Origin of the sequence: Serratia sp. 1D1416, from assembly GCF_003641105.1 — a bacterium.
Lineage (GTDB): Bacteria > Pseudomonadota > Gammaproteobacteria > Enterobacterales > Enterobacteriaceae > Serratia > Serratia ficaria.
In genome coordinates this window covers 233,489-252,388 of record NZ_CP032738.1, presented here as the reverse complement: position 1 = coordinate 252,388, position 18,900 = coordinate 233,489, and the positions used below count along the sequence as shown (strand labels likewise).

The following is an 18,900-nucleotide window of genomic DNA, read 5'->3' as shown; positions in this document are numbered from 1 at the left end:
CGCGCTTGCGGCGAGGCGGCAGCCGAGTGGAGCTCCGGCCGCCTGGATAACCCAGGCGGCCGGGGTGAAACGGCAAAGCCAACGCCGCCGCAACGTGAAAGAGGAAGGGTATATAAACGCAGCATTATGTTTCCACTCGTTGTAGAATACCTTCTCGAGCGATAAAAAGTTGGCTCCCTGTTGGGAGCCACTGCAAACGAAACAGCTTTGGATTGGCTTTCGGCGAAGCAGGCCTGTTCCGTATGCTGCAAGTTTTTGACGCATTCTTGATCTATTGGTAACTCATGAACCCCATCGTAATAAACAGGCTGCAGCGGAAGCTGGGCTACACTTTTCAACAGCAGGAGCTCTTACTGCAGGCTTTGACTCACCGCAGCGCCAGCAGTAAACACAATGAACGTCTTGAGTTTCTGGGTGACTCTATTCTTAGTTTTGTCATCGCCAATGCGCTCTATCATCGTTTTCCTCGCGTAGACGAGGGCGATATGAGCCGCATGCGCGCCACTCTGGTGCGCGGTAATACGCTGGCGGAGATGGCGCGCGAGTTTGATCTGGGCGAATGCCTGCGTCTCGGGCCGGGCGAGTTGAAAAGTGGTGGATTCCGCCGCGAGTCAATCCTGGCGGATACGGTGGAGGCATTGATTGGCGGCGTGTTCCTGGATAGCGATATTCAGACCGTCGAACGCCTGATTTTGGACTGGTATCGCAGCCGGTTGGACGAAATCAGCCCCGGTGATAAGCAGAAAGACCCGAAAACCCGCTTGCAGGAGTTTTTACAAGGTCGTCATCTGCCGTTGCCTTCTTATCTGGTGGTGCAGGTTCGCGGTGAAGCGCACGATCAGGAGTTTACCATCCACTGCCAGGTGAGCGGTTTGAACGAGCCCGTGGTGGGCACCGGTTCAAGCCGCCGTAAAGCCGAGCAGGCGGCAGCGGAACAAGCGCTGAAAAAGCTGGAGCTTGAATGAGCGAAGAAAAACAATACTGCGGTTTTATTGCGATAGTCGGTCGCCCCAACGTGGGCAAATCCACGTTGCTGAACCAGCTGCTGGGGCAAAAAGTCTCCATCACCTCGCGTAAACCGCAGACCACCCGTCACCGCATCATGGGGATCGACACCGAAGGGGCTTACCAGGCCATCTACGTCGACACCCCAGGGCTGCACATCGAAGAAAAACGCGCCATCAACCGTTTGATGAACCGCGCGGCCAGCAGCTCTATCGGCGACGTCGAGCTGGTTATCTTCGTGGTCGAAGGCACCAACTGGACCGCCGACGACGAAATGGTGGTCAATAAGCTGCGCAGCCTGAAATGCCCGGTGCTGCTGGCGATCAACAAGGTCGACAACGTTACCGACAAATCCAAGCTGCTGCCGCATATCGCATTCCTCAGCCAGCAGATGAACTTCCTCGACGTGGTGCCTATCTCCGCCGAGAAGGGGATGAACGTCGATACCATCGCCGGCATCGTGCGCAAACTGCTGCCGGAAGCGGAACACCACTTCCCGGACGATTACATTACCGACCGCTCCCAGCGCTTTATGGCGTCGGAAATCATCCGCGAGAAACTGATGCGTTTCCTGGGCGAAGAGCTGCCTTACTCGGTAACGGTCGAGATCGAGCAGTTTGTGCCGAACGAACGCGGCGGTTACAACGTGCACGGTCTGATCCTGGTCGAACGCGAAGGCCAGAAAAAAATGGTCATCGGCAATAAAGGCGCGAAGATCAAGACCATCGGCATCGAAGCCCGTCAGGACATGGAACAGATGTTTGAAGCCAAAGTGCATCTGGAACTGTGGGTGAAAGTGAAATCCGGCTGGGCGGACGACGAACGTGCGTTGCGCAGCCTGGGCTATGTCGACGATCTGAAGTAACAGATCCCATGGAAGGCTGGGAGCGCGCTTTCGTCCTGCATGGGCGACCGTACAGTGAGACCAGCCTGATGCTGGATCTGTTTACCGAAGGTCATGGGCGGGTGCGTTTGCTGGCAAAAGGCGCGCGCAGCCGCCGCTCCAATCTGAAGGGTTGCCTGCAGCCCTTTACCCCTCTGTTAGTGCGCTGGGGCGGCCGTGGCGAAGTGAAAACGCTGCGCAACGCCGAAGCGGTTTCCTTGGGCTTGCCTCTCAGCGGCATGATGCTGTACAGCGGCCTGTACGTGAATGAGCTGCTGTCGCGGGTGCTGGAGCAGGAAGCCAACTATTCGGTGCTGTTCTTCGATTATCTGCAATGCCTGCAGGCGCTGGCGGCGGAAGACAGTTCGCCGGAGCATGCGCTGCGCCAGTTCGAACTCGCATTGTTGCATCATCTGGGATACGGCCTCGACTTTCTGCACTGCGCCGGCAGCGGCCTGCCGGTGGATGACGGCATGACCTACCGCTACCGCGAAGAAAAAGGCTTCATCGCCAGCCTGGTGGTGGACCACTACAGCTTCACCGGCCGTGAGCTGCGCGCCCTGGCGGAACGCCAGTTCCCCGATGCCGACACGCTGCGCGCCGCCAAACGCTTCACCCGCATGGCGTTAAAACCCTATCTCGGCGGCAAGCCGCTGAAGAGCCGCGAACTGTTTCGGCAGTTTGTGCGCAAACGGCCGGATACGCCGGTCGACGACGCCTGACCTTTTCCTCTTTTGCCGCTCTGCGCCCGCGTGTAAACTGCTGACACTGAAAATCGTTTTTAGAGGTTGTGATGGCTGATTTGCTGCTGGGCGTCAATATCGATCATATCGCCACGTTACGTAACGCGCGCGGAACCCAATACCCGGATCCGGTTCAGGCGGCATTCATTGCCGAGCAGGCGGGGGCCGACGGCATTACCGTACACCTGCGCGAGGACCGCCGCCATATCACCGACCGCGACGTGCGCATTCTGCGCCAGACCATTCAGACGCGAATGAATCTGGAGATGGCGGTAACCGACGAAATGCTGGATATCGCCATCGGGCTGAAACCGCATTTTTGCTGCCTGGTGCCGGAAAAGCGTGAAGAGGTGACCACCGAGGGCGGCCTGGACGTCGCCGGCCAGCAGGAGAAAATGAGCGTGGCGGTTGAGCGCCTGGCGCAGGCGGGCATTTTGGTGTCGCTGTTTATCGACCCGGATCATCGCCAGATTGACGCGGCGGTGGCGGTTGGCGCGCCCTATATCGAAATTCACACCGGCGCCTACGCCGAGGCGCAGGGCGAGCTGGCGCAGAAAGCCGAGCTGCATCGCATCGCGGTGGCCGCGACCTATGCGGCGCAAAAAGGCCTGAAGGTCAATGCCGGCCACGGCCTGACCTACCATAACGTGCAGCCGATCGCTGCGCTGCCGGAAATGCACGAGCTGAATATCGGCCACGCGATTATCGGCCAGGCGGTGATGAGCGGGTTGCCGGCGGCGGTCGCCGACATGAAGCTGCTGATGCGGGAAGCGCGCCGTTAATGGCGGTGCTCGGCCTGGGTACCGACATCGTCGAGATGGCGCGTATCGAAGCGGTGGTGGATCGCAGTGGCGACCGTTTGGCGCGCCGCGTGCTGAGCGACGCCGAATGGGCGCTGTATCAGCAGCATCAGCAGCCGGTGCGCTTTCTCGCCAAGCGTTTTGCGGTCAAGGAAGCGGCCGCCAAAGCGTTCGGCACCGGCATTCGCAACGGCCTGGCGTTCAATCAGTTTGAAGTGTTCAACGACGGGCTGGGCAAGCCGAATATTCGCCTGCATGGCCGCGCCGCCGAACTGGCGCAGGAAATGGGGGTCAGCGCGATCCACGTTTCGCTGGCCGATGAGCGGCGCTATGCCTGCGCGACGGTGATTATCGAAAGCTGAAAAAGCGAAGGGCGCCCCAGGGCGCCCTTGTTGATCCTGCCGTGGTTACAGCCGATCGGCGTGGTGCAGCACCACGAATTTATCCCACAGCTGCTCGTTGGTTTCGCGCTGCTGCGGATCGATGATGATGGTATTGTCGATCGGGCAAACCTGCTGGCAGGTCGGCGTATCATAGTGGCCGACGCATTCGGTGCAGCGATCGGTATCGATCTGGTAAATATCATTCCCCATCGAAATCGCCTGGTTTGGGCATTCCGGCTCGCACATATCGCAGTTGATGCACCGCTTTGTTATTAGTAAAGCCATATCAATCACTTATATATTTAATTTATTAAAATCATGCGGTTATCAATATTTATTACCGCGCACTGTAACACAGAAGCAGAGTAACCCCAATAATGACGAGATTTTAGCAAGGCGGCGAAGGGGGCGTCCGGACAAAGGTTTGCCGAGGTACGGACATATTGCTCCTGCACAACGCAGATTGTTGTCGGGGTGGGGAATTTAAGGTTTCAGGGATCAAAGCGCGCGGTTTCTCATGCCTATCGGATGGGATACTTGCTCGGGAAATGATGCGTAAGCGACCCGCGGCTCCGGGCGCGGGGAAACCGGCTACTTCCGATACCAGTCCCATTCCGCATGCAGCCAAACGATCAGCATCACGCAACTGGAGATGAACATGACGTCAGGCCAGCGAGTGAAACCGGTAAAGATGGAGGCGGCTGAGACCAGCGCCGCAAATCGGATAAACATCCTGTTTATGTTCATAAGCTCCCTGATCTATTTATCTATACGAAAATTCTTATTGCTGCTATGTTAAGAAAAGGTGAATATTCTTTTTATTTAAGATTGGTAACGCAATGAATCTGCTGAGGATAGCATTAGCCCTGTTTGTCATCATCGGTCACATTTTTTTGCTATCCTACCACTAAACCCTGCTCTGGCTGTAGTCATAAGCTGCCATGCACGCATCCCATGGCGCGCCATAAACGGCGCTTTGCATGCCGTGTGGTGAAGCGAGCGAGCCGGGGTTTAGGCGCAGGATTCAGATATCGGTTACCAGCCACTGATCGGCTTCTTCGAACATTTCTTCCAGCAGCCGGTTTAGCTTCTCACGTTCGCTCTTGTTTGCATCGGTGTTCAGGCCGTTGGCTTGCATCGGCTTCACCTTTACGTCCGCATCGGGAAAAATCCGCCGTACCCGCTTGGTCAGTTCCGCCTTGATTATCTCTGCCGCATCAGGCAGGCCACTCACATTCCGCCGGTCAAAAATCAGTTCTACAAACATTCCTAATCTCCAATGAATATGTATGCATGTACAGTATTATCGGCTTGAATGGCGGTTTTGATCAAGCACTAAACCCGTGGCGTCGGTGGGCTCGCCGCAGGCGTGATTTATCAGCGCTGTCGATTTGAAATAATTGAATGCGGCAGTTGTCAGCTTTTTTGCATGCTGCGCTTCAGACCAGCTTCTTCATCAACTGTTCGCTGTGTTTGATGCGGTCGCGCGCGTGATCGAGATCGTGCTGGATCAGCGCCATGAACAGCAGGTCGGTGAGGGCGAACTGGGCGGTGCTGGAGGAAATGGCCGCGCTGCGGGTAGTCGGCTCTTCGGCGATGGTATACAGGCAGTGGTCGGCGCGCTGCTGCAGGCCGTTGGGCGAGAAGCTGGTCAGGGCCAGCACCTTGGCGCCGGCCAGGCGGGCTTCCTCCGCCGCCAGGTTGATTTCACGCCTTTCGCCGCTGAACGAGACGGCCAGCAGCAGATCGCGTTTGTCCAGCGCCTGCACCGCCGCCAGCTGAACGTGCATATCCGGCTCTGCCACCGCCATCACGCCGATTTTCAGCAGCTTATAGGAGAAGTCCTTGGCCACCAGGCCGGAGGCGCCGATGCCGACCAGCATCACCCGGCGCGCCTGGCGCAGCATATCCAGCGCCTGGTGCAGCCGATCTTCGCTGTTGATGTCCAGCGTGGCGCGCAGCGCCGCCTGTTTCTCTACCAGCAGCTTTTCGCCGACGGTTTTCAGCGCATCGCTGCTGAGGATCTGATTATGCACGGTGACCGCGGGCTCGGCCTGCGGCTGCGCCAGCGTTTCGCTCAGCGCCAGCTTCAGGGCCGGAAAGCCTTTGTAGCCCATCTTCTGGGCAAACTTCACCACGCTCGACTGGCTGATGCCGGCCAACTGCGCCAGTTTTTGCGAGCTGAGATGGCGCGCCTGCTCGGCGTTATGCAACAGAAAATCCGCCAGCTTACGGTCGTTTTGAGCCAGCGTCGGGTACATCTGGCGAATACGCAGAAGGGTACTCATTGATTATTCCCTGGAAACCAGCGCTCATTCTGCCACGGCGGTGGCGAAAACGCGCGATGAAAATTTTTGTGAGCTCGCCTTTAAAATAGCAAATAGTGCTCGCTTTGTTGAATTAAATATTCAAATAATGGTTTCATGTTGTGAATTAAAAATTCAAAGGTGAGAAAATGAACTTAGGCGCACTGGTATCCGAAACCCGCAACCCGGCCACCCTGGAATTAGACCGAATGTCGACGCTGGAGATGGTCCGCTGCTTCAACCAGGAAGACCGCAAGGTGCCGGAGGCGATCGAAAAGGTGCTGCCGGAAGTCGCCGCGGCGGTCGATCTGGCCGCCGCGGCATTGAAGGCCGGCGGGCGTTTGATCTATCTGGGGGCCGGCACCAGCGGCCGCCTCGGCGTGCTGGATGCGTCCGAGTGTCCGCCGACCTTCGGCGTGCCGCACGGCGTGGTGGTGGGCCTGATCGCCGGCGGCCCGGGTGCGCTGCTGAAAGCGGTGGAAGGGGCCGAGGATGACGAGGCGCTGGGCGCCGCCGATCTGCAGGCGCTGAACCTGACCGCCACCGACATGGTGGTGGGATTGGCGGCGTCCGGCCGCACGCCCTACGTGATCGGCGCGCTGCGCTATGCCCGCCAATTGGGGTGCCCGACGGCGGCGATCTCCTGCAACCCCGATTCGCCGATCGCCCATGAGGCGCAGGTGGCAATCTCGCCGGTAGTCGGCCCCGAAGCGCTGACCGGCTCGACGCGCCTGAAGTCCGGCACCGCGCAGAAGCTGGTGTTGAACATGCTGTCTACCGGCGCGATGGTCAGGCTGGGCAAGGTCTATCAGAACCTGATGGTGGACGTGAAGGCCACCAACGTGAAGCTGGTGGATCGCGCCTGCCGCATCGTGGTGGAAGCCACCGGCGCCGATCGCGGCCAGGCCGAGGCGGCGCTGGCGCAGACCGGTTTCGAGGTCAAGCCGGCGATCCTGATGATTCTGGCCGGCGTCAGCGCCGAAGAGGCGCAGCAGCGGCTGCAGCGGCACGACGGTTATTTGCGTGCGGCGTTAACGCGTTAATCCATATTTGGGGCGGGCGATGGACAAGACAACGGCACTGGCGACACAAATTGTAGCGGGCGTGGGCGGCGAGGGGAACATCCTCAAACTGGAAAATTGCATGACGCGGGTGCGCGTTGAGGTCAGCGACGAACGGCGTCTCGACCTGCCGGCGCTCAAACAGCTGCCCGGCGTGAAGGGCTATATCAAACAGGGCGAACAGCATCAGTTTATCGTCGGCCCGGGGGCCGCCGCCAAAGTGGTGGACGCCATGCGCGAGCTGTTCGACGGCGCCGCTCCGGCCGTTGCCGTAGGGGACATCGCCCGCACCAAGGCGCAGGCCAAGCAGAAGTATGCCGCGCCGATGAGCGGCGCGCTGAAAAAACTGGCCGACATTTTTATTCCGCTGATCCCGGCGTTTATCGCCTCGGGGCTGATCACCGGCATCATCAACCTGCTGAAACGGCCGGACATCGCCGGCGATCTGGCGCTGAACTACCCTAATTTGCTGGGGCTGCTGGCGATTTTCGGCAGCGCGGTGTTCGCCATCATGAATATTCTGGTCGGGGTCAATGCCGCGCGGGTGTTCGGCGGTTCCCAGGCGATGGGCGGCGTGATGGCCGGCATTCTCTCCAGCCCGGCGCTGGCGCAGATCAGCCTGTTCGGCGAGGCGCTGCAGCCAGGGCGCGGCGGGGTGATTGCGGTGCTGCTGGTGGTGGCGCTGATGTGCTGGGTGGAGAAACGCCTGCGCAGGCTGCTGCCGGAATCGATTGAACTGATCCTCAACCCGCTGCTGACTACGCTGGTGACCGCCTCGCTGGCGATCCTTATCCTGCAGCCGCTGGGCGGCTATATCTCCGACGCCATCGCCCACGGCGCCAATCTGGCGATCGACAAAGGCGGCCTGTGGGTGGGGGCGGTGCTGTCCGGGCTGTTCCTGCCGCTGGTGCTGTCCGGCCTGCATCAGGGGCTGGTGCCGATCCACGTCGAACTGGTGCAGGCGCATGGCGCCAACCCGCTGCTGCCGATCCTGGCGATGGCCGGGGTCGGCCAGGTGGGCGCGGCGCTGGCGGTGTTGATGAAAACCCGCAATGCGCGTTTGAAAAAGGTGATCAAGGGCGCGCTGCCGGTCGGCATTCTCGGCATCGGCGAACCGTTGATCTTCGGGGTGACGCTGCCCTTGGGCAAACCCTTTATCGCCGCCTGCCTCGGCGGCGCGGTGGGCGGCGCGTTGATCAGCTACTGGAAGGTGGCGACGGTCATTACCTTCGGCATTTCGGGTTTGCCTTTGGCGTTAACCATCGTCTCAGGTAAGGTGATGTTGTATCTGGCGGGTATGGTGATTACGATTATCGCCGGGTTCTTGTTCACCTGGATAATGGGATTCAACGATCCTGAGGAGTAGCGTTTGAGCGACAAGCAGAGCCAACAGGCAGAGGAAAGCCGCCGCGTGGTGTTCTTTGATTTGGACGGCACGCTGCATCAGGAAGATATGTTCGGCAGTTTCTTGCGCTTTTTACTGCGGCGCCTGCCGCTGAATTTATTGCTGGTGGTTCCTTTATTGCCGGTGGTCGGCCTGGCGATGCTGATCTTGGGGCGCGCGGCGCGCTGGCCGATGAGCCTGCTGCTGTGGTCGATCACCTTCGGCCGGCCCGAGGCGAAGCTCAAGGCGCTGGAGCAGCAGTTTGTCGGCTATTTTCGCCAGAAGGTGACGGCGTTTCCGGTGGTGCAGATGCGCCTGCGCCAGTATCTCGACGTGCACGACGCCCAGGTGTGGCTGATCACCGGCTCGCCGGAGCGGCTGGTGGCGCAGGTGTATCAGGATTCGCCGTTTCTGCCGCGGGTGCGGTTGGTCGGCAGCCGGATGGCGCGCCGCTACGGCGGCTGGGTGCTGGCCATGCGTTGCCTGGGGATCCAGAAGGTGGCCCAGCTGGAGCAGCGGCTCGGCGCGCCGCTGAAACTGTACAGCGGCTACAGCGACAGCAAGCAGGACAACCCGCTGCTGTTTTTCTGCGAACATCGCTGGCGGGTCAGCAAGCAGGGCGAGCTGCAGCAGCTGGAATAAAGCAAGGGCGGGCTATCCGCCCTTATTGCGGCTAACGGTCGTCGGTCACATCGTGCGGCCCGCGCCCCAGCTGCCAGATTTTCTCGGCGTAGCGCCCCAGCGCCCACAGGCTCAGGCCGAGCAGCACGAAGAAAATCGCCTTCGGCATGCTGTCCCAGAAGAATTCGAACAGCCGGGTATAGAGGTTGATGGCGAGGAAGGTCAGGCCGAACCCGCGCAGCATGGCGTCGTCGCGCTTCAGCCCCAGCCAGATGGCGGCCGCGGCGACCAGGCCGAACAGCAGGCTCCAGTGGAACAGCTCGATTTGCCGCACGCGGTACCAGCCGTCGAGATCGCCGTAGTTGCCGAAAATCGACAGCAGCCACAGGGCGATAAACAGATACAGCAGCCCCATCGCCAGCGAAACCCGGTCCAGAGCGCGGCGGGCCAGCGGCGGTTGCAGCAGCAGCGCGGCGGCGATCAGGATCGCGCCGAAGGCGATAAAGCGGATCGGGTAGCTCATGCCGAGCCAATAGGCCCCCCAACCGGACAGATAACCGGTTTCCGCTCCGAAGGCGTTGCCGAGCGACAGCAACGCAAACCCCCATACCAGCCCGGATCTGCCGAACCAGCCGATCAGGCCGTACAGCAGCGCGGCGAAGATCAGCAGCACGGAAACCCGGCCGCTGCCGTTATCCAGCCATACGCCCAACTGCCACAGGGCGCAGGCGGTGAGCAGTACGGCGATAAACAGCGCCGCCTCATTGCCGTAGCGTTTTTCCGGATGCCGGCGGCGGCGCAGCGCCCAGGCGTAGGCCAGCGCCGCCAGCGCCCCGGCAATCACCGTGCGCGCCGGCGCATCGAAGCGGAACAGTTCGCTTAACCAGGCGAGCAGGCCGCTGTCGGCGAACAGGCTGGCGATGGCGATGACCAGCGAAGCCAGCGCGGCGAGAAACGCATAGCGCGCCAGCCGCCGCCAGTCGAAAGGCTGGATTTCCACATGCTGCAGCAACTGCTGCTGCTGTTGCGGCGTCAGCGCGCCTTCCCCGACCCAGCCGTTCAGCGCTTTTCGCACCACGGCGGCGTTCTTTTTACTGAGCTTCATGTTTCCTGTCCCTGAATAGCAGCGGTTTGCGCCAGTATAGTCGAGTGGCTGCGACAAAAGAGGACTAGTGTGTATAATGCCCGCCGCAAAAGCGCACGAGGATTTATGCGATGACTGAATATAATGATGACTACTGGATGCGTCAGGCATTGCGGTTGGCCCTGCGCGCGCAGGAAGAGGGCGAGGTGCCGGTGGGTGCGCTGCTGGTGCTCGACAATCAGGTGATTGGCGAAGGCTGGAACCGGCCGATTGGCCGCCACGACCCAACCGCCCATGCGGAAATCATGGCGCTGCGCCAGGGCGGCGCGGTACTGCAAAACTACCGTTTGCTGAACGCCACGCTGTACGTCACGCTGGAGCCCTGCGTGATGTGCGCCGGCGCGATGGTGCACAGCCGCATCCGCCGACTGGTGTACGGCGCGGCCGACGAGAAAACCGGCGCGGCCGGCTCGCTGGTGGACATCCTGCGCCATCCGGGGATGAATCATCAGGTGGAGATCGTTTCGGGGGTGCTGGCGGACGAGTGCGCCGCAACGCTGAGCCACTTTTTCCGCCTGCGCCGCGCGCAAAAAAAGGCGCTGAAGCTGGCGCAACGCGTAGAGAATAAACCAGACTAATCAGTAGTTAAGCGCCAGTTCCGGCATCACCGCCGGATAGCCTTTCCCCCGCGCTTCCCGCTCGGCGGTTTCCTGCGCCGCCTTCCTCTCTTTTTCCTGCAGATAGCCGACCAGGCTGACCTGATAGCGGCGGATGTTTTCCACGTAGTTATAGGCTTCGCGTCCGCGCGCATAGCCGTAGGTCAGCTGCGGGTAGTAGCGTTTTTGGCTGAGCATCGGCAGGCGCTGTTTGACGTCCACCCAGCTGTCCGGGTTGCCCTTTTGCGTTTTGGTCAGCTTGCGGGCGTCCAGCATATGCCCCCAGCCCATGTTGTAGGCCGCCAGCGAGAACCAGATGCGTTCGTCTTCGGGCACGCTGTCCGGCACCTTGGCCATCAGCCGCTGCAGATAGAGCGCGCCGCCCTGGATGCTTTCTTCCGGATCGAGGCGGTCGTTGACGCCCAGGCCGTCGGCGGTGGCGCGGGTCAGCATCATCAGGCCGCGAACCCCGGTGGGGGAGGTGGCCTGCGGATTCCAGTGCGATTCCTGATAGGCGATGGCCGCCAGCAGCTTCCAGTCGATCTCGCTGGCGTATTTCTCGAACAGCGGGCGGAAGTTGGGCAGCACCGAATCGATGGCCGACAGGAAGGTTTTGGTGTCGACGTAGTCGAAGCTGCCGACGTGGCCGAGGTATTTCTCCTCCAGCCGCGCCAGGGTGCCGTCGTCCACCATCTGGCTGTAGAAATCCAGCATCGCCGCATACAGGCTGTCGTCGTTGCCGCGCTTCATATACCAGGTCACCGGCTCTTCGTCGGTGACGTCGAACGCCACCGCCAGCTGCGGATGGATGCGCTGCAGCAGGGCGATGGTCACCGAGTCGCCGAGGGTATAGTCCAGCTTGCCGTCGGCGACCTGTTCCAGCAGCTCTTTGGAGGTGAGATCGCTGGAGGCTTCCCAACTGAGAACCGGGTATTTATCCTGCTTGAGCTGTTTCAGCGCGCTGACGTGCGCGGAGCCGGAGGCCACCGCCAGCTTGCCTTTGATGTCGGCAAAGCTTTTTGGCCGCGGGGTGCCCAGGCGGTATACCAGCTGCTGGGAAACGGAATAGTAAGCCGGGCCGGTGCGCGCGCGGCTGAGGCGCTCTCGATTGTAGATCAGGCCGGCCGCCAGCAGATCGGCGTCGTTATCGTCCAGATCGTCAAACAGATCGTTGATATTCTGATGGGGGATCACCACCAGTTTCACCCCCAGGTAGTTGGCGAAGCGTTTCGCCAGCTCGTAGTCGAGCCCACCCGGCCCCTGTTTGGTGGTGAAATAGGTGAGCGGCGAGTTCAGGGTGCTGATTCGCAACTCTCCGCGGGATTTGATCTCTTCGAGCTGCCCTTGCTGACCACTGCGCCAGGCAATGTTGGGCCACAGGGCGAGCGCCAGAAGCAGGGTGACAACACCGATTAGAATGTAGTTTATTTTAAGGCGTTTCAAATAGTTATCCAGTGGTGGCACAGGCGCGCCGGCGATGACAACCCAGTTTTTTCTTATGGTTAAATCACCAGTGCCGGGGCATTTTGCGCAACAAAACGCCAGCGTGCAACTTTATTGACACGTTATGACAATTCGATGGCGCGGAAAGCTTTTATCAATAATAGCTACGCAAACGGTTTCGTCGGCGGCGCGGATTCTCTATAATGACGCGCGTTTTCCCCTGTTGCGCCCAATGAAGCGCTGAAGTCAGTCGCTTCGAAGACGAGAGAACTTTGATTATGGAAATACTGCGTGGTTCGCCCGCTTTGTCGGCTTTTCGCATTACCAAACTGCTGTCCCGCTGCCAGGACGCTCAACTTCCGGTCAGTGATATCTACGCCGAGTACGTCCACTTTGCCGATGTTAGCGCACCGCTAAGTGCCGAAGAACACGCCAAGCTTCAGCGCCTGCTCAAGTATGGCCCCTCTCTCGCCGAACACGCCCCCGAAGGCCGCCTGCTGTTGGTGACGCCGCGTCCGGGCACCATTTCACCCTGGTCCTCCAAAGCCAGCGACATCGCCCACAACTGCGGCCTGAAGCAGGTGGTGCGGCTCGAGCGCGGCCTGGCGTTTTACGTCAAGGCGCCGGTGCTGACCGAATCCCAGTGGCAACAGTTGGCCGCCTTGCTGCATGACCGCATGATGGAAACCGTCTTCGGCGAGCTGCAGCAGGCCGAACAGCTGTTCGCGCATCACCAACCGGCGCCGTATCAGGCGGTGGACGTGCTGGGTGAAGGGCGCGGCGCGCTGGAACAGGCCAACGTCAGGCTAGGTCTGGCGCTGGCGCAGGATGAAATCGACTATCTGCTGAATGCCTTTACCGGGCTGGGGCGCAACCCGACGGATATCGAACTTTATATGTTCGCGCAGGCCAACTCCGAGCACTGCCGCCACAAGATTTTCAACGCCGACTGGGTCATCGACGGCCAACAGCAGCCGAAGTCGCTGTTCAAAATGATCAAGAACACCTTCGAGCAGACGCCGGACTACGTGCTGTCGGCGTATAAGGACAACGCCGCGGTCATGGAAGGCTCGCCGGTCGGCCGCTTCTTCGCCGAGCCGGACAACGGCAAATATGATTACCATCAGGAAGACGCGCATATCCTGATGAAGGTGGAGACCCACAACCACCCGACGGCCATTTCCCCTTGGCCGGGCGCCGCGACCGGCTCCGGCGGCGAGATCCGCGACGAAGGCGCCACCGGCCGCGGCGCCAAGCCGAAGGCCGGCCTGGTGGGCTTCTCGGTATCCAACCTGCGCATTCCCGGCTTTGAACAGCCGTGGGAGCAGGATTTCGGCAAGCCGGATCGCATCGTCACCGCGCTGGACATCATGACCGAAGGCCCATTGGGCGGCGCGGCGTTCAACAACGAATTCGGCCGCCCGGCGCTGGTCGGCTACTTCCGCACCTATGAAGAGCAGGTCAACAGCCACAACGGCGTCGAACTGCGCGGCTATCACAAACCCATTATGCTGGCGGGCGGCATCGGCAACATTCGCGCCGACCACGTGCAGAAAGGCGAAATCACCGTCGGCGCCAAGCTGGTGGTGCTGGGCGGCCCGGCGATGAATATCGGCCTGGGCGGCGGCGCGGCGTCTTCGATGGCCTCCGGCCAGTCGGACGCCGATCTGGACTTCGCCTCGGTACAGCGCGACAACCCGGAAATGGAACGCCGCTGCCAGGAAGTGATCGACCGCTGCTGGCAGCTGGGCGAACAAAACCCGATCCTGTTCATTCACGACGTCGGCGCCGGCGGCCTGTCCAACGCCATGCCTGAGCTGGTGAGCGACGGCGGCCGCGGCGGCCGTTTCGAACTGCGCGACATCCTCAACGACGAGCCGGGCATGAGCCCGCTGGAAGTGTGGTGCAACGAGTCGCAGGAACGCTACGTGATGGCGATCGCCCCGGCGCAGATGGCGCAGTTTGACGAAATCTGCCGCCGCGAGCGCGCGCCTTATGCGGTGATCGGTGAAGCCACCGAAGAACGGCATTTGACGCTGAACGACAGCCACTTCGACAACCAACCGATCGATATGCCGCTGGACGTGCTGCTGGGCAAAACGCCGAAGATGACGCGCGACGTCACCAGCCTGCAGGCCCAGGGCCAGCCGGTGCAGCGGGAGGGCATCACCCTGGCCGATGCGGTTAAACGCGTGCTGCATCTGCCGGCGGTCGCGGAAAAAACCTTCCTGATCACCATCGGCGATCGTACGGTAACCGGCATGGTGGCGCGCGATCAGATGGTCGGCCCATGGCAGATCCCGGTGGCCGACTGCGCGGTGACTACCGCCAGCCTGGACAGCTACTACGGTGAAGCGATGTCGATCGGCGAACGCGCGCCGGTGGCGCTGCTGGACTTCGCCGCCTCTGGCCGCCTGGCGGTAGGGGAAGCCCTGACCAACCTGGCCGCCACCGAAATCGGCGAGCTGAAGCGCGTGAAGCTTTCCGCCAACTGGATGGCCGCCGCCGGCCACCCGGGCGAAGACGCCGGCCTGTACGCGGCGGTGAAAGCGGTGGGCGAAGAACTCTGCCCGGCGCTGGGCATCACCATCCCGGTGGGCAAAGACTCGATGTCGATGAAAACCCGCTGGCAGGAAGGCAACGAACAGCGCGAAATGACCTCGCCGCTGTCGCTGGTGATCACCGCCTTTGCCCGCGTGGAAGACGTGCGCCATACCGTGACGCCGCAGCTGCGCACCGACAAGGGCGATAGCGCGCTGCTGTTGATCGATCTGGGCAACGGCCACAACGCATTGGGCGCCACCGCGCTGGCGCAGGTTTACCGCCAGCTGGGCGACCGGCCGGCCGACGTGCGCAACGTCGGGCAGCTGGCGGGCTTCTTCAACGCCATGCAGCAGCTGGTGGCGGATCGCGCGCTGCTGGCCTACCACGACCGCTCCGACGGTGGCCTGCTGGTCACGCTGGCGGAGATGGCGTTTGCCGGCCATTGCGGCCTCGATGTTGATATCCGAGGCCTGGGCGACGACGCGCTGGCGGCGCTGTTCAATGAAGAGCTGGGCGCGGTGATCCAGGTTACCGCCGACCGGCTCGACGCGGTGCGGCAGGTGTTCGCCCGGCATGGCCTGAGCGACAACGTGCACCACATCGGCAGCGCCCAGGCCGGCGATCGCTTCGTGATTAGCCAGAACGGCAAGGCGCTGTACAGCGAGAGCCGCAATACGCTGCGCACCTGGTGGGCGGAAACCACCTGGCAGATGCAACGCCTGCGCGACAACCCGGAGTGCGCCGATCAGGAACATCGGGCCAAGCAGGATGAGCAGGATCCTGGCCTGAACGTGAAGCTGACCTTCGCGCCGCAGGAAGACATCGCCGCGCCTTATATCGCCACGGGCGCCCGTCCGAAAGTGGCGGTGCTGCGCGAGCAGGGGGTGAACTCCCACGTCGAGATGGCGGCGGCGTTCCACCGCGCCGGCTTCGACGCGCTGGACGTGCACATGAGCGACCTGCTGGAAGGGCGACGCGACCTGCAGGACTTCCATACCCTGGTGGCCTGCGGCGGCTTCTCCTACGGCGACGTGTTGGGCGCCGGCGAAGGCTGGGCGAAATCGATTCTGTTCAACGAACGGGTGCGCGACGAGTTCGAGTCCTTCTTCCATCGTCCGCAAACCCTGGCGTTGGGCGTGTGCAACGGTTGCCAGATGATGTCCAACCTGCGCGAGCTGATCCCGGGCGCCGAACACTGGCCGCGCTTCGTGCGCAACCTGTCGGACCGGTTTGAAGCCCGCTTCAGCCTGGTGGAAGTGGCGGCCAGTCCGTCGCTGTTCATGCAGGGCATGGCCGGTTCGCGCATGCCGATCGCCGTTTCCCACGGCGAAGGCCATGTCGAAGTGCGCGACGCGGCGCACCTGGCGGCGCTGGAAAGCAACGGCCTGGTGGCGCTGCGCTTCGTCAATAACGCCGGCCTGGTCACGGAAAGCTACCCGGCCAACCCGAACGGCTCGCCGAACGGCATTACCGCCGTCACCAGCGCCAGCGGCCGCGCGACGGTGATGATGCCGCATCCGGAGCGCGTATTCCGCACCGTCAGCAACTCCTGGCACCCGGAAGAGTGGGGCGAAGACAGCCCGTGGATGCGCATGTTCCGCAACGCCCGCAAGCAACTGGGCTAAGCGGCGGTAAAGGGCGGTGACTTGACAGGGCGCAAGAGATTGCGCCCTTTTTAATGCCCGTTCTCGGGCTGTCTGCTTTTTGCGACAGAGGCTGTTTTTCATGTCGCCAAAAGGAGACATATAACTCATTGATTTTATTGTGCGTTACCAGGTTTGACTTTAGTTGTCGGGTTTTGGAGACAGGGTGGCGTTTTTTTCAACGCCTGACGTCGGGGTATTTTTACTCGGTAACGTGGTTTGTGTTTTATTATTGTTTAAAATCAATTGGTTGATTTTTAAATTGCAAAGTTGGCACGCTGCGTGCATTATTATCTGCAGTTGCTCATTCACCTTTTTATGATGGCCCCGTATTTAGACGGATCAGTCGCCTCATAAGCCTCCGAATGATGCCAAAGAAATGGTGCCTATCGTCCAACCAAACCGATAACGGCTCGCGCAAGCGGCTTTATCAAGCATCGGGCGACACGTGGAGTGAGGCACCGCCTGTATCCAACTGTGATGAAAGGTTCATCAATCCCGGATACTTATGGATGCTATTCGTCCCGTTCGATGCCAGCCTTGGCGCTACATCACCCTGGGGACGAGATTCAAGGGCGTCCACTCTTTCTTGCGGTGGGGCAGTTTTGCCCCAACGTCAATTCCCGATATCGCGCTTACCTTGTGTTTATCCATGCTTGGTCATCGAGTCGATCACACGCAGACGCCCCCGAACAAAAATATCGACCCAGCCTTGGCGCGCAGCCTGATGGCCCGCCTCTCGCCGGCCGGCCCCCTGAACAATCCGCTTTCCCCTTTGACGACAGCACCGCGCCACGGCCGGTGCTTTTTTTTGGGCCTTTTCCCGCCGAGGGCCGGGATTATCCGCTGCCGGGCTTTTTTCTTACCGGCGACTCGGTTAGCATCGTGACAGACTAGAGAAAATGGGATGATTTCGTTGAAAAAATGGCGTTTATTCCCTCGCTCGCTGCGGCAACTGGTACTGATGGCGTTTCTGCTGGTGCTGTTGCCGCTGCTGGTGTTGGCGTATCAGGCCTATCAGAGCCTGGATCACCTCAGCGCGCAGGCGGCGGACATCAACCGCACCACGCTGGTGGATGCGCGCCGCAGCGAGGCGATGACCAGCGTGGCGCTGGAGATGGAGCGCAGCTATCGGCAGTACTGCGTGCTGGTCGATCCCACGCTGCAGCGGCTGTACCAGAATCAGCGCAAACAATATTCGCAGATGCTGGACGCCCACGCGCCCATTTTACCGGATGAACGCTATTATCAGACGCTGCGCGATCTGCTGACCCAGCTGGCGGCGATCAAATGCCAAAGCAGCGGGCCGGACAAGGACGCCTCGGCGCTGCTCGAGTCCTTCTCCCGCTCCAACGCCGAGATGGTGCAGGCCACGCGCGCCGTGGTGTTCTCGCGCGGTCAGCAGCTGCAGCAGGCCATCGCCGAACGCGGTCAGTTCTTTGGCTGGCAGGCGCTGCTGCTGTTCCTGGTCAGCGTGTTGCTGGTGGTGCTGTTCACCCGCATGATTATCGGCCCGGTAAAGGCGGTGGAGCGGATGATCAACCGGCTGGGGGAGGGGCGCGCGCTGGGCAATACCGCCTCGTTCAAGGGGCCGCGCGAACTGCGCTCGCTGGCGCAGCGCATCATCTGGCTGAGCGAACGGCTGGCGTGGCTGGAGTCGCAGCGCCATGAGTTTCTGCGCCATATCTCGCACGAGCTGAAGACGCCGCTGGCCAGCATGCGCGAAGGCACCGAATTGCTGGCCGACGAGGTGGCGGGGCCGCTGACTTCCGATCAAAAAGAAGTGGTGACCATTCTCGACCACAGCAGCCGTCATCTGCAGCAGCTGATCGAGCAACTGCTGGATTATAACCGCAAGCTGGCCGACGGCCCGTCCGAACACGAACACGTCGCGCTGCGGCAGATGGTCGAGATGGTGGTCGCCGCGCACAGTTTGCCGGCGCGGGCAAAAATGATCGGCACCGAGATCGCGCTGGATGCGGAAATCTGCTGGGCAGAGCCTACGCTATTAATGCGCGTGCTGGATAATCTCTACTCCAATGCGGTGCACTACGGCAAGGAATCCGGTAACATTTGGATCCGCAGCCGTCAGGTTGGGCAACGGGTGCAGATTGATGTCGCGAATACCGGCACGCCGATCCCCGAAGCCGAAAGAACCATGATTTTCGAGCCTTTTTTCCAGGGTAGTCACCAGCGAAAAGGGGCGGTAAAAGGAAGCGGGCTGGGGCTGAGCATCGCTCAGGACTGTATCCGCCGCATGCGCGGTGAACTGCAGCTGGTCACGGTCGCCGGTGCAGACGTCTGCTTCCGCATTGAATTGCCATTAACCGCCGAGAATGAATAA

General features: G+C 60.9%; 16 protein-coding genes. 11 read left to right on the top strand and 5 right to left on the bottom strand.

Annotated features, from left to right (window positions below; all coding sequences use genetic code 11):
• Positions 1-284 precede the first annotated feature (284 nt).
• From rnc to acpS, 5 genes are all read left to right on the top strand, one after another.
• Positions 285-965 carry a ribonuclease III gene (gene rnc, locus D7I37_RS01250; RefSeq protein WP_061796421.1) on the top strand — a complete coding sequence of 227 codons (681 nt, stop codon included), beginning with the start codon at positions 285-287 and terminating at the stop codon, positions 963-965.
• Positions 962-1,870: a GTPase Era gene (gene era, locus D7I37_RS01245; RefSeq protein WP_061796422.1), complete on the top strand. Its 909-nt coding sequence runs from the start codon at positions 962-964 to the stop codon at positions 1,868-1,870. Before rnc ends, era begins: the two co-directional genes overlap by 4 nt.
• 8 nt (positions 1,871-1,878) lie before the next feature.
• Complete coding sequence (gene recO / locus D7I37_RS01240; protein WP_061796424.1) at positions 1,879-2,610, top strand: DNA repair protein RecO; 732 nt, start codon at positions 1,879-1,881, stop codon at positions 2,608-2,610.
• 71 nt (positions 2,611-2,681) lie between these two features.
• Positions 2,682-3,413, top strand: coding sequence for a pyridoxine 5'-phosphate synthase (pdxJ, locus tag D7I37_RS01235; protein WP_061796425.1), 732 nt, complete (start codon positions 2,682-2,684; stop codon positions 3,411-3,413).
• On the top strand, positions 3,413-3,793 hold the full coding sequence (gene acpS, locus D7I37_RS01230; RefSeq protein ID WP_061796426.1) for a holo-ACP synthase: 381 nt from the start codon (positions 3,413-3,415) through the stop codon (positions 3,791-3,793). The genes pdxJ and acpS overlap by 1 nt, the downstream gene beginning before the upstream one ends.
• Positions 3,794-3,838: 45 nt before the next feature.
• Here the strand turns inward: acpS and D7I37_RS01225 are convergent, their stop codons facing one another.
• The 3 genes from D7I37_RS01225 to D7I37_RS01215 form a co-directional block, all read right to left on the bottom strand.
• On the bottom strand, positions 3,839-4,099 hold the full coding sequence (locus D7I37_RS01225) for a YfhL family 4Fe-4S dicluster ferredoxin (RefSeq protein WP_061796521.1): 261 nt from the start codon (positions 4,097-4,099) through the stop codon (positions 3,839-3,841).
• 739 nt (positions 4,100-4,838) lie between these two features.
• On the bottom strand, positions 4,839-5,081 hold the full coding sequence (locus tag D7I37_RS01220) for a DinI family protein (RefSeq protein WP_061796427.1): 243 nt from the start codon (positions 5,079-5,081) through the stop codon (positions 4,839-4,841).
• 172 nt (positions 5,082-5,253) lie between these two features.
• A complete protein-coding gene (locus tag D7I37_RS01215; RefSeq protein ID WP_095098882.1) occupies positions 5,254-6,102 on the bottom strand; it encodes a MurR/RpiR family transcriptional regulator in 849 nt (282 codons plus the stop codon).
• Between the two features lie 167 nt (positions 6,103-6,269).
• Here D7I37_RS01215 and murQ point away from each other — a divergent pair, with 167 nt between their 5' ends.
• The 3 genes from murQ to yfhb are packed head-to-tail and all read left to right on the top strand — an operon-like array spanning position 6,270 to position 9,207.
• A complete protein-coding gene (gene murQ / locus D7I37_RS01210; protein WP_061796430.1) occupies positions 6,270-7,163 on the top strand; it encodes an N-acetylmuramic acid 6-phosphate etherase in 894 nt (297 codons plus the stop codon).
• A gap of 19 nt (positions 7,164-7,182) precedes the next feature.
• Positions 7,183-8,547 carry a PTS transporter subunit EIIC gene (locus D7I37_RS01205; protein ID WP_061796431.1) on the top strand — a complete coding sequence of 455 codons (1,365 nt, stop codon included), beginning with the start codon at positions 7,183-7,185 and terminating at the stop codon, positions 8,545-8,547.
• Positions 8,548-8,550: 3 nt separating this feature from the next.
• Positions 8,551-9,207: a phosphatidylglycerophosphatase C gene (gene yfhb, locus D7I37_RS01200; protein WP_061796432.1), complete on the top strand. Its 657-nt coding sequence runs from the start codon at positions 8,551-8,553 to the stop codon at positions 9,205-9,207.
• Between the two features lie 31 nt (positions 9,208-9,238).
• Here the strand turns inward: yfhb and D7I37_RS01195 are convergent, their stop codons facing one another.
• Positions 9,239-10,291, bottom strand: coding sequence for a DUF2157 domain-containing protein (locus D7I37_RS01195; RefSeq protein WP_129543183.1), 1,053 nt, complete (start codon positions 10,289-10,291; stop codon positions 9,239-9,241).
• Between the two features lie 110 nt (positions 10,292-10,401).
• On the opposite strand from D7I37_RS01195, the gene tadA reads away from it, so the two are divergent.
• A complete protein-coding gene (gene tadA / locus D7I37_RS01190) occupies positions 10,402-10,908 on the top strand; it encodes a tRNA adenosine(34) deaminase TadA (RefSeq protein WP_061796434.1) in 507 nt (168 codons plus the stop codon).
• Here the strand turns inward: tadA and mltF are convergent, their stop codons facing one another.
• Positions 10,909-12,369 carry a membrane-bound lytic murein transglycosylase MltF gene (gene mltF / locus D7I37_RS01185; RefSeq protein WP_129543182.1) on the bottom strand — a complete coding sequence of 487 codons (1,461 nt, stop codon included), beginning with the start codon at positions 12,367-12,369 and terminating at the stop codon, positions 10,909-10,911.
• 278 nt (positions 12,370-12,647) lie between these two features.
• On the opposite strand from mltF, the gene purL reads away from it, so the two are divergent.
• Positions 12,648-16,538 carry a phosphoribosylformylglycinamidine synthase gene (gene purL / locus D7I37_RS01180; RefSeq protein WP_129543181.1) on the top strand — a complete coding sequence of 1,297 codons (3,891 nt, stop codon included), beginning with the start codon at positions 12,648-12,650 and terminating at the stop codon, positions 16,536-16,538.
• 925 nt (positions 16,539-17,463) lie between these two features.
• Positions 17,464-18,900 carry a HAMP domain-containing sensor histidine kinase gene (locus tag D7I37_RS01175; protein ID WP_129543180.1) on the top strand — a complete coding sequence of 479 codons (1,437 nt, stop codon included), beginning with the start codon at positions 17,464-17,466 and terminating at the stop codon, positions 18,898-18,900.

What these genes read in the sequence shown, in the direction of transcription:
- acpS (WP_061796426.1), top strand. Translation starts at nt 3,413, where the DNA reads ATGGCGGTGCTCGGCCTGGGTACCGACATCGTCGAGATGGCGCGTATC.
- rnc (WP_061796421.1), top strand. Translation starts at nt 285, where the DNA reads ATGAACCCCATCGTAATAAACAGGCTGCAGCGGAAGCTGGGCTACACT.
- pdxJ (WP_061796425.1), top strand. Translation starts at nt 2,682, where the DNA reads ATGGCTGATTTGCTGCTGGGCGTCAATATCGATCATATCGCCACGTTA.
- D7I37_RS01220 (WP_061796427.1), bottom strand. Translation starts at nt 5,081, where the DNA reads ATGTTTGTAGAACTGATTTTTGACCGGCGGAATGTGAGTGGCCTGCCT.
- D7I37_RS01215 (WP_095098882.1), bottom strand. Translation starts at nt 6,102, where the DNA reads ATGAGTACCCTTCTGCGTATTCGCCAGATGTACCCGACGCTGGCTCAA.
- D7I37_RS01175 (WP_129543180.1), top strand. Translation starts at nt 17,464, where the DNA reads ATGATTTCGTTGAAAAAATGGCGTTTATTCCCTCGCTCGCTGCGGCAA.
- D7I37_RS01195 (WP_129543183.1), bottom strand. Translation starts at nt 10,291, where the DNA reads ATGAAGCTCAGTAAAAAGAACGCCGCCGTGGTGCGAAAAGCGCTGAAC.
- era (WP_061796422.1), top strand. Translation starts at nt 962, where the DNA reads ATGAGCGAAGAAAAACAATACTGCGGTTTTATTGCGATAGTCGGTCGC.
- recO (WP_061796424.1), top strand. Translation starts at nt 1,879, where the DNA reads ATGGAAGGCTGGGAGCGCGCTTTCGTCCTGCATGGGCGACCGTACAGT.
- murQ (WP_061796430.1), top strand. Translation starts at nt 6,270, where the DNA reads ATGAACTTAGGCGCACTGGTATCCGAAACCCGCAACCCGGCCACCCTG.
- tadA (WP_061796434.1), top strand. Translation starts at nt 10,402, where the DNA reads ATGACTGAATATAATGATGACTACTGGATGCGTCAGGCATTGCGGTTG.
- D7I37_RS01205 (WP_061796431.1), top strand. Translation starts at nt 7,183, where the DNA reads ATGGACAAGACAACGGCACTGGCGACACAAATTGTAGCGGGCGTGGGC.
- D7I37_RS01225 (WP_061796521.1), bottom strand. Translation starts at nt 4,099, where the DNA reads ATGGCTTTACTAATAACAAAGCGGTGCATCAACTGCGATATGTGCGAG.
- purL (WP_129543181.1), top strand. Translation starts at nt 12,648, where the DNA reads ATGGAAATACTGCGTGGTTCGCCCGCTTTGTCGGCTTTTCGCATTACC.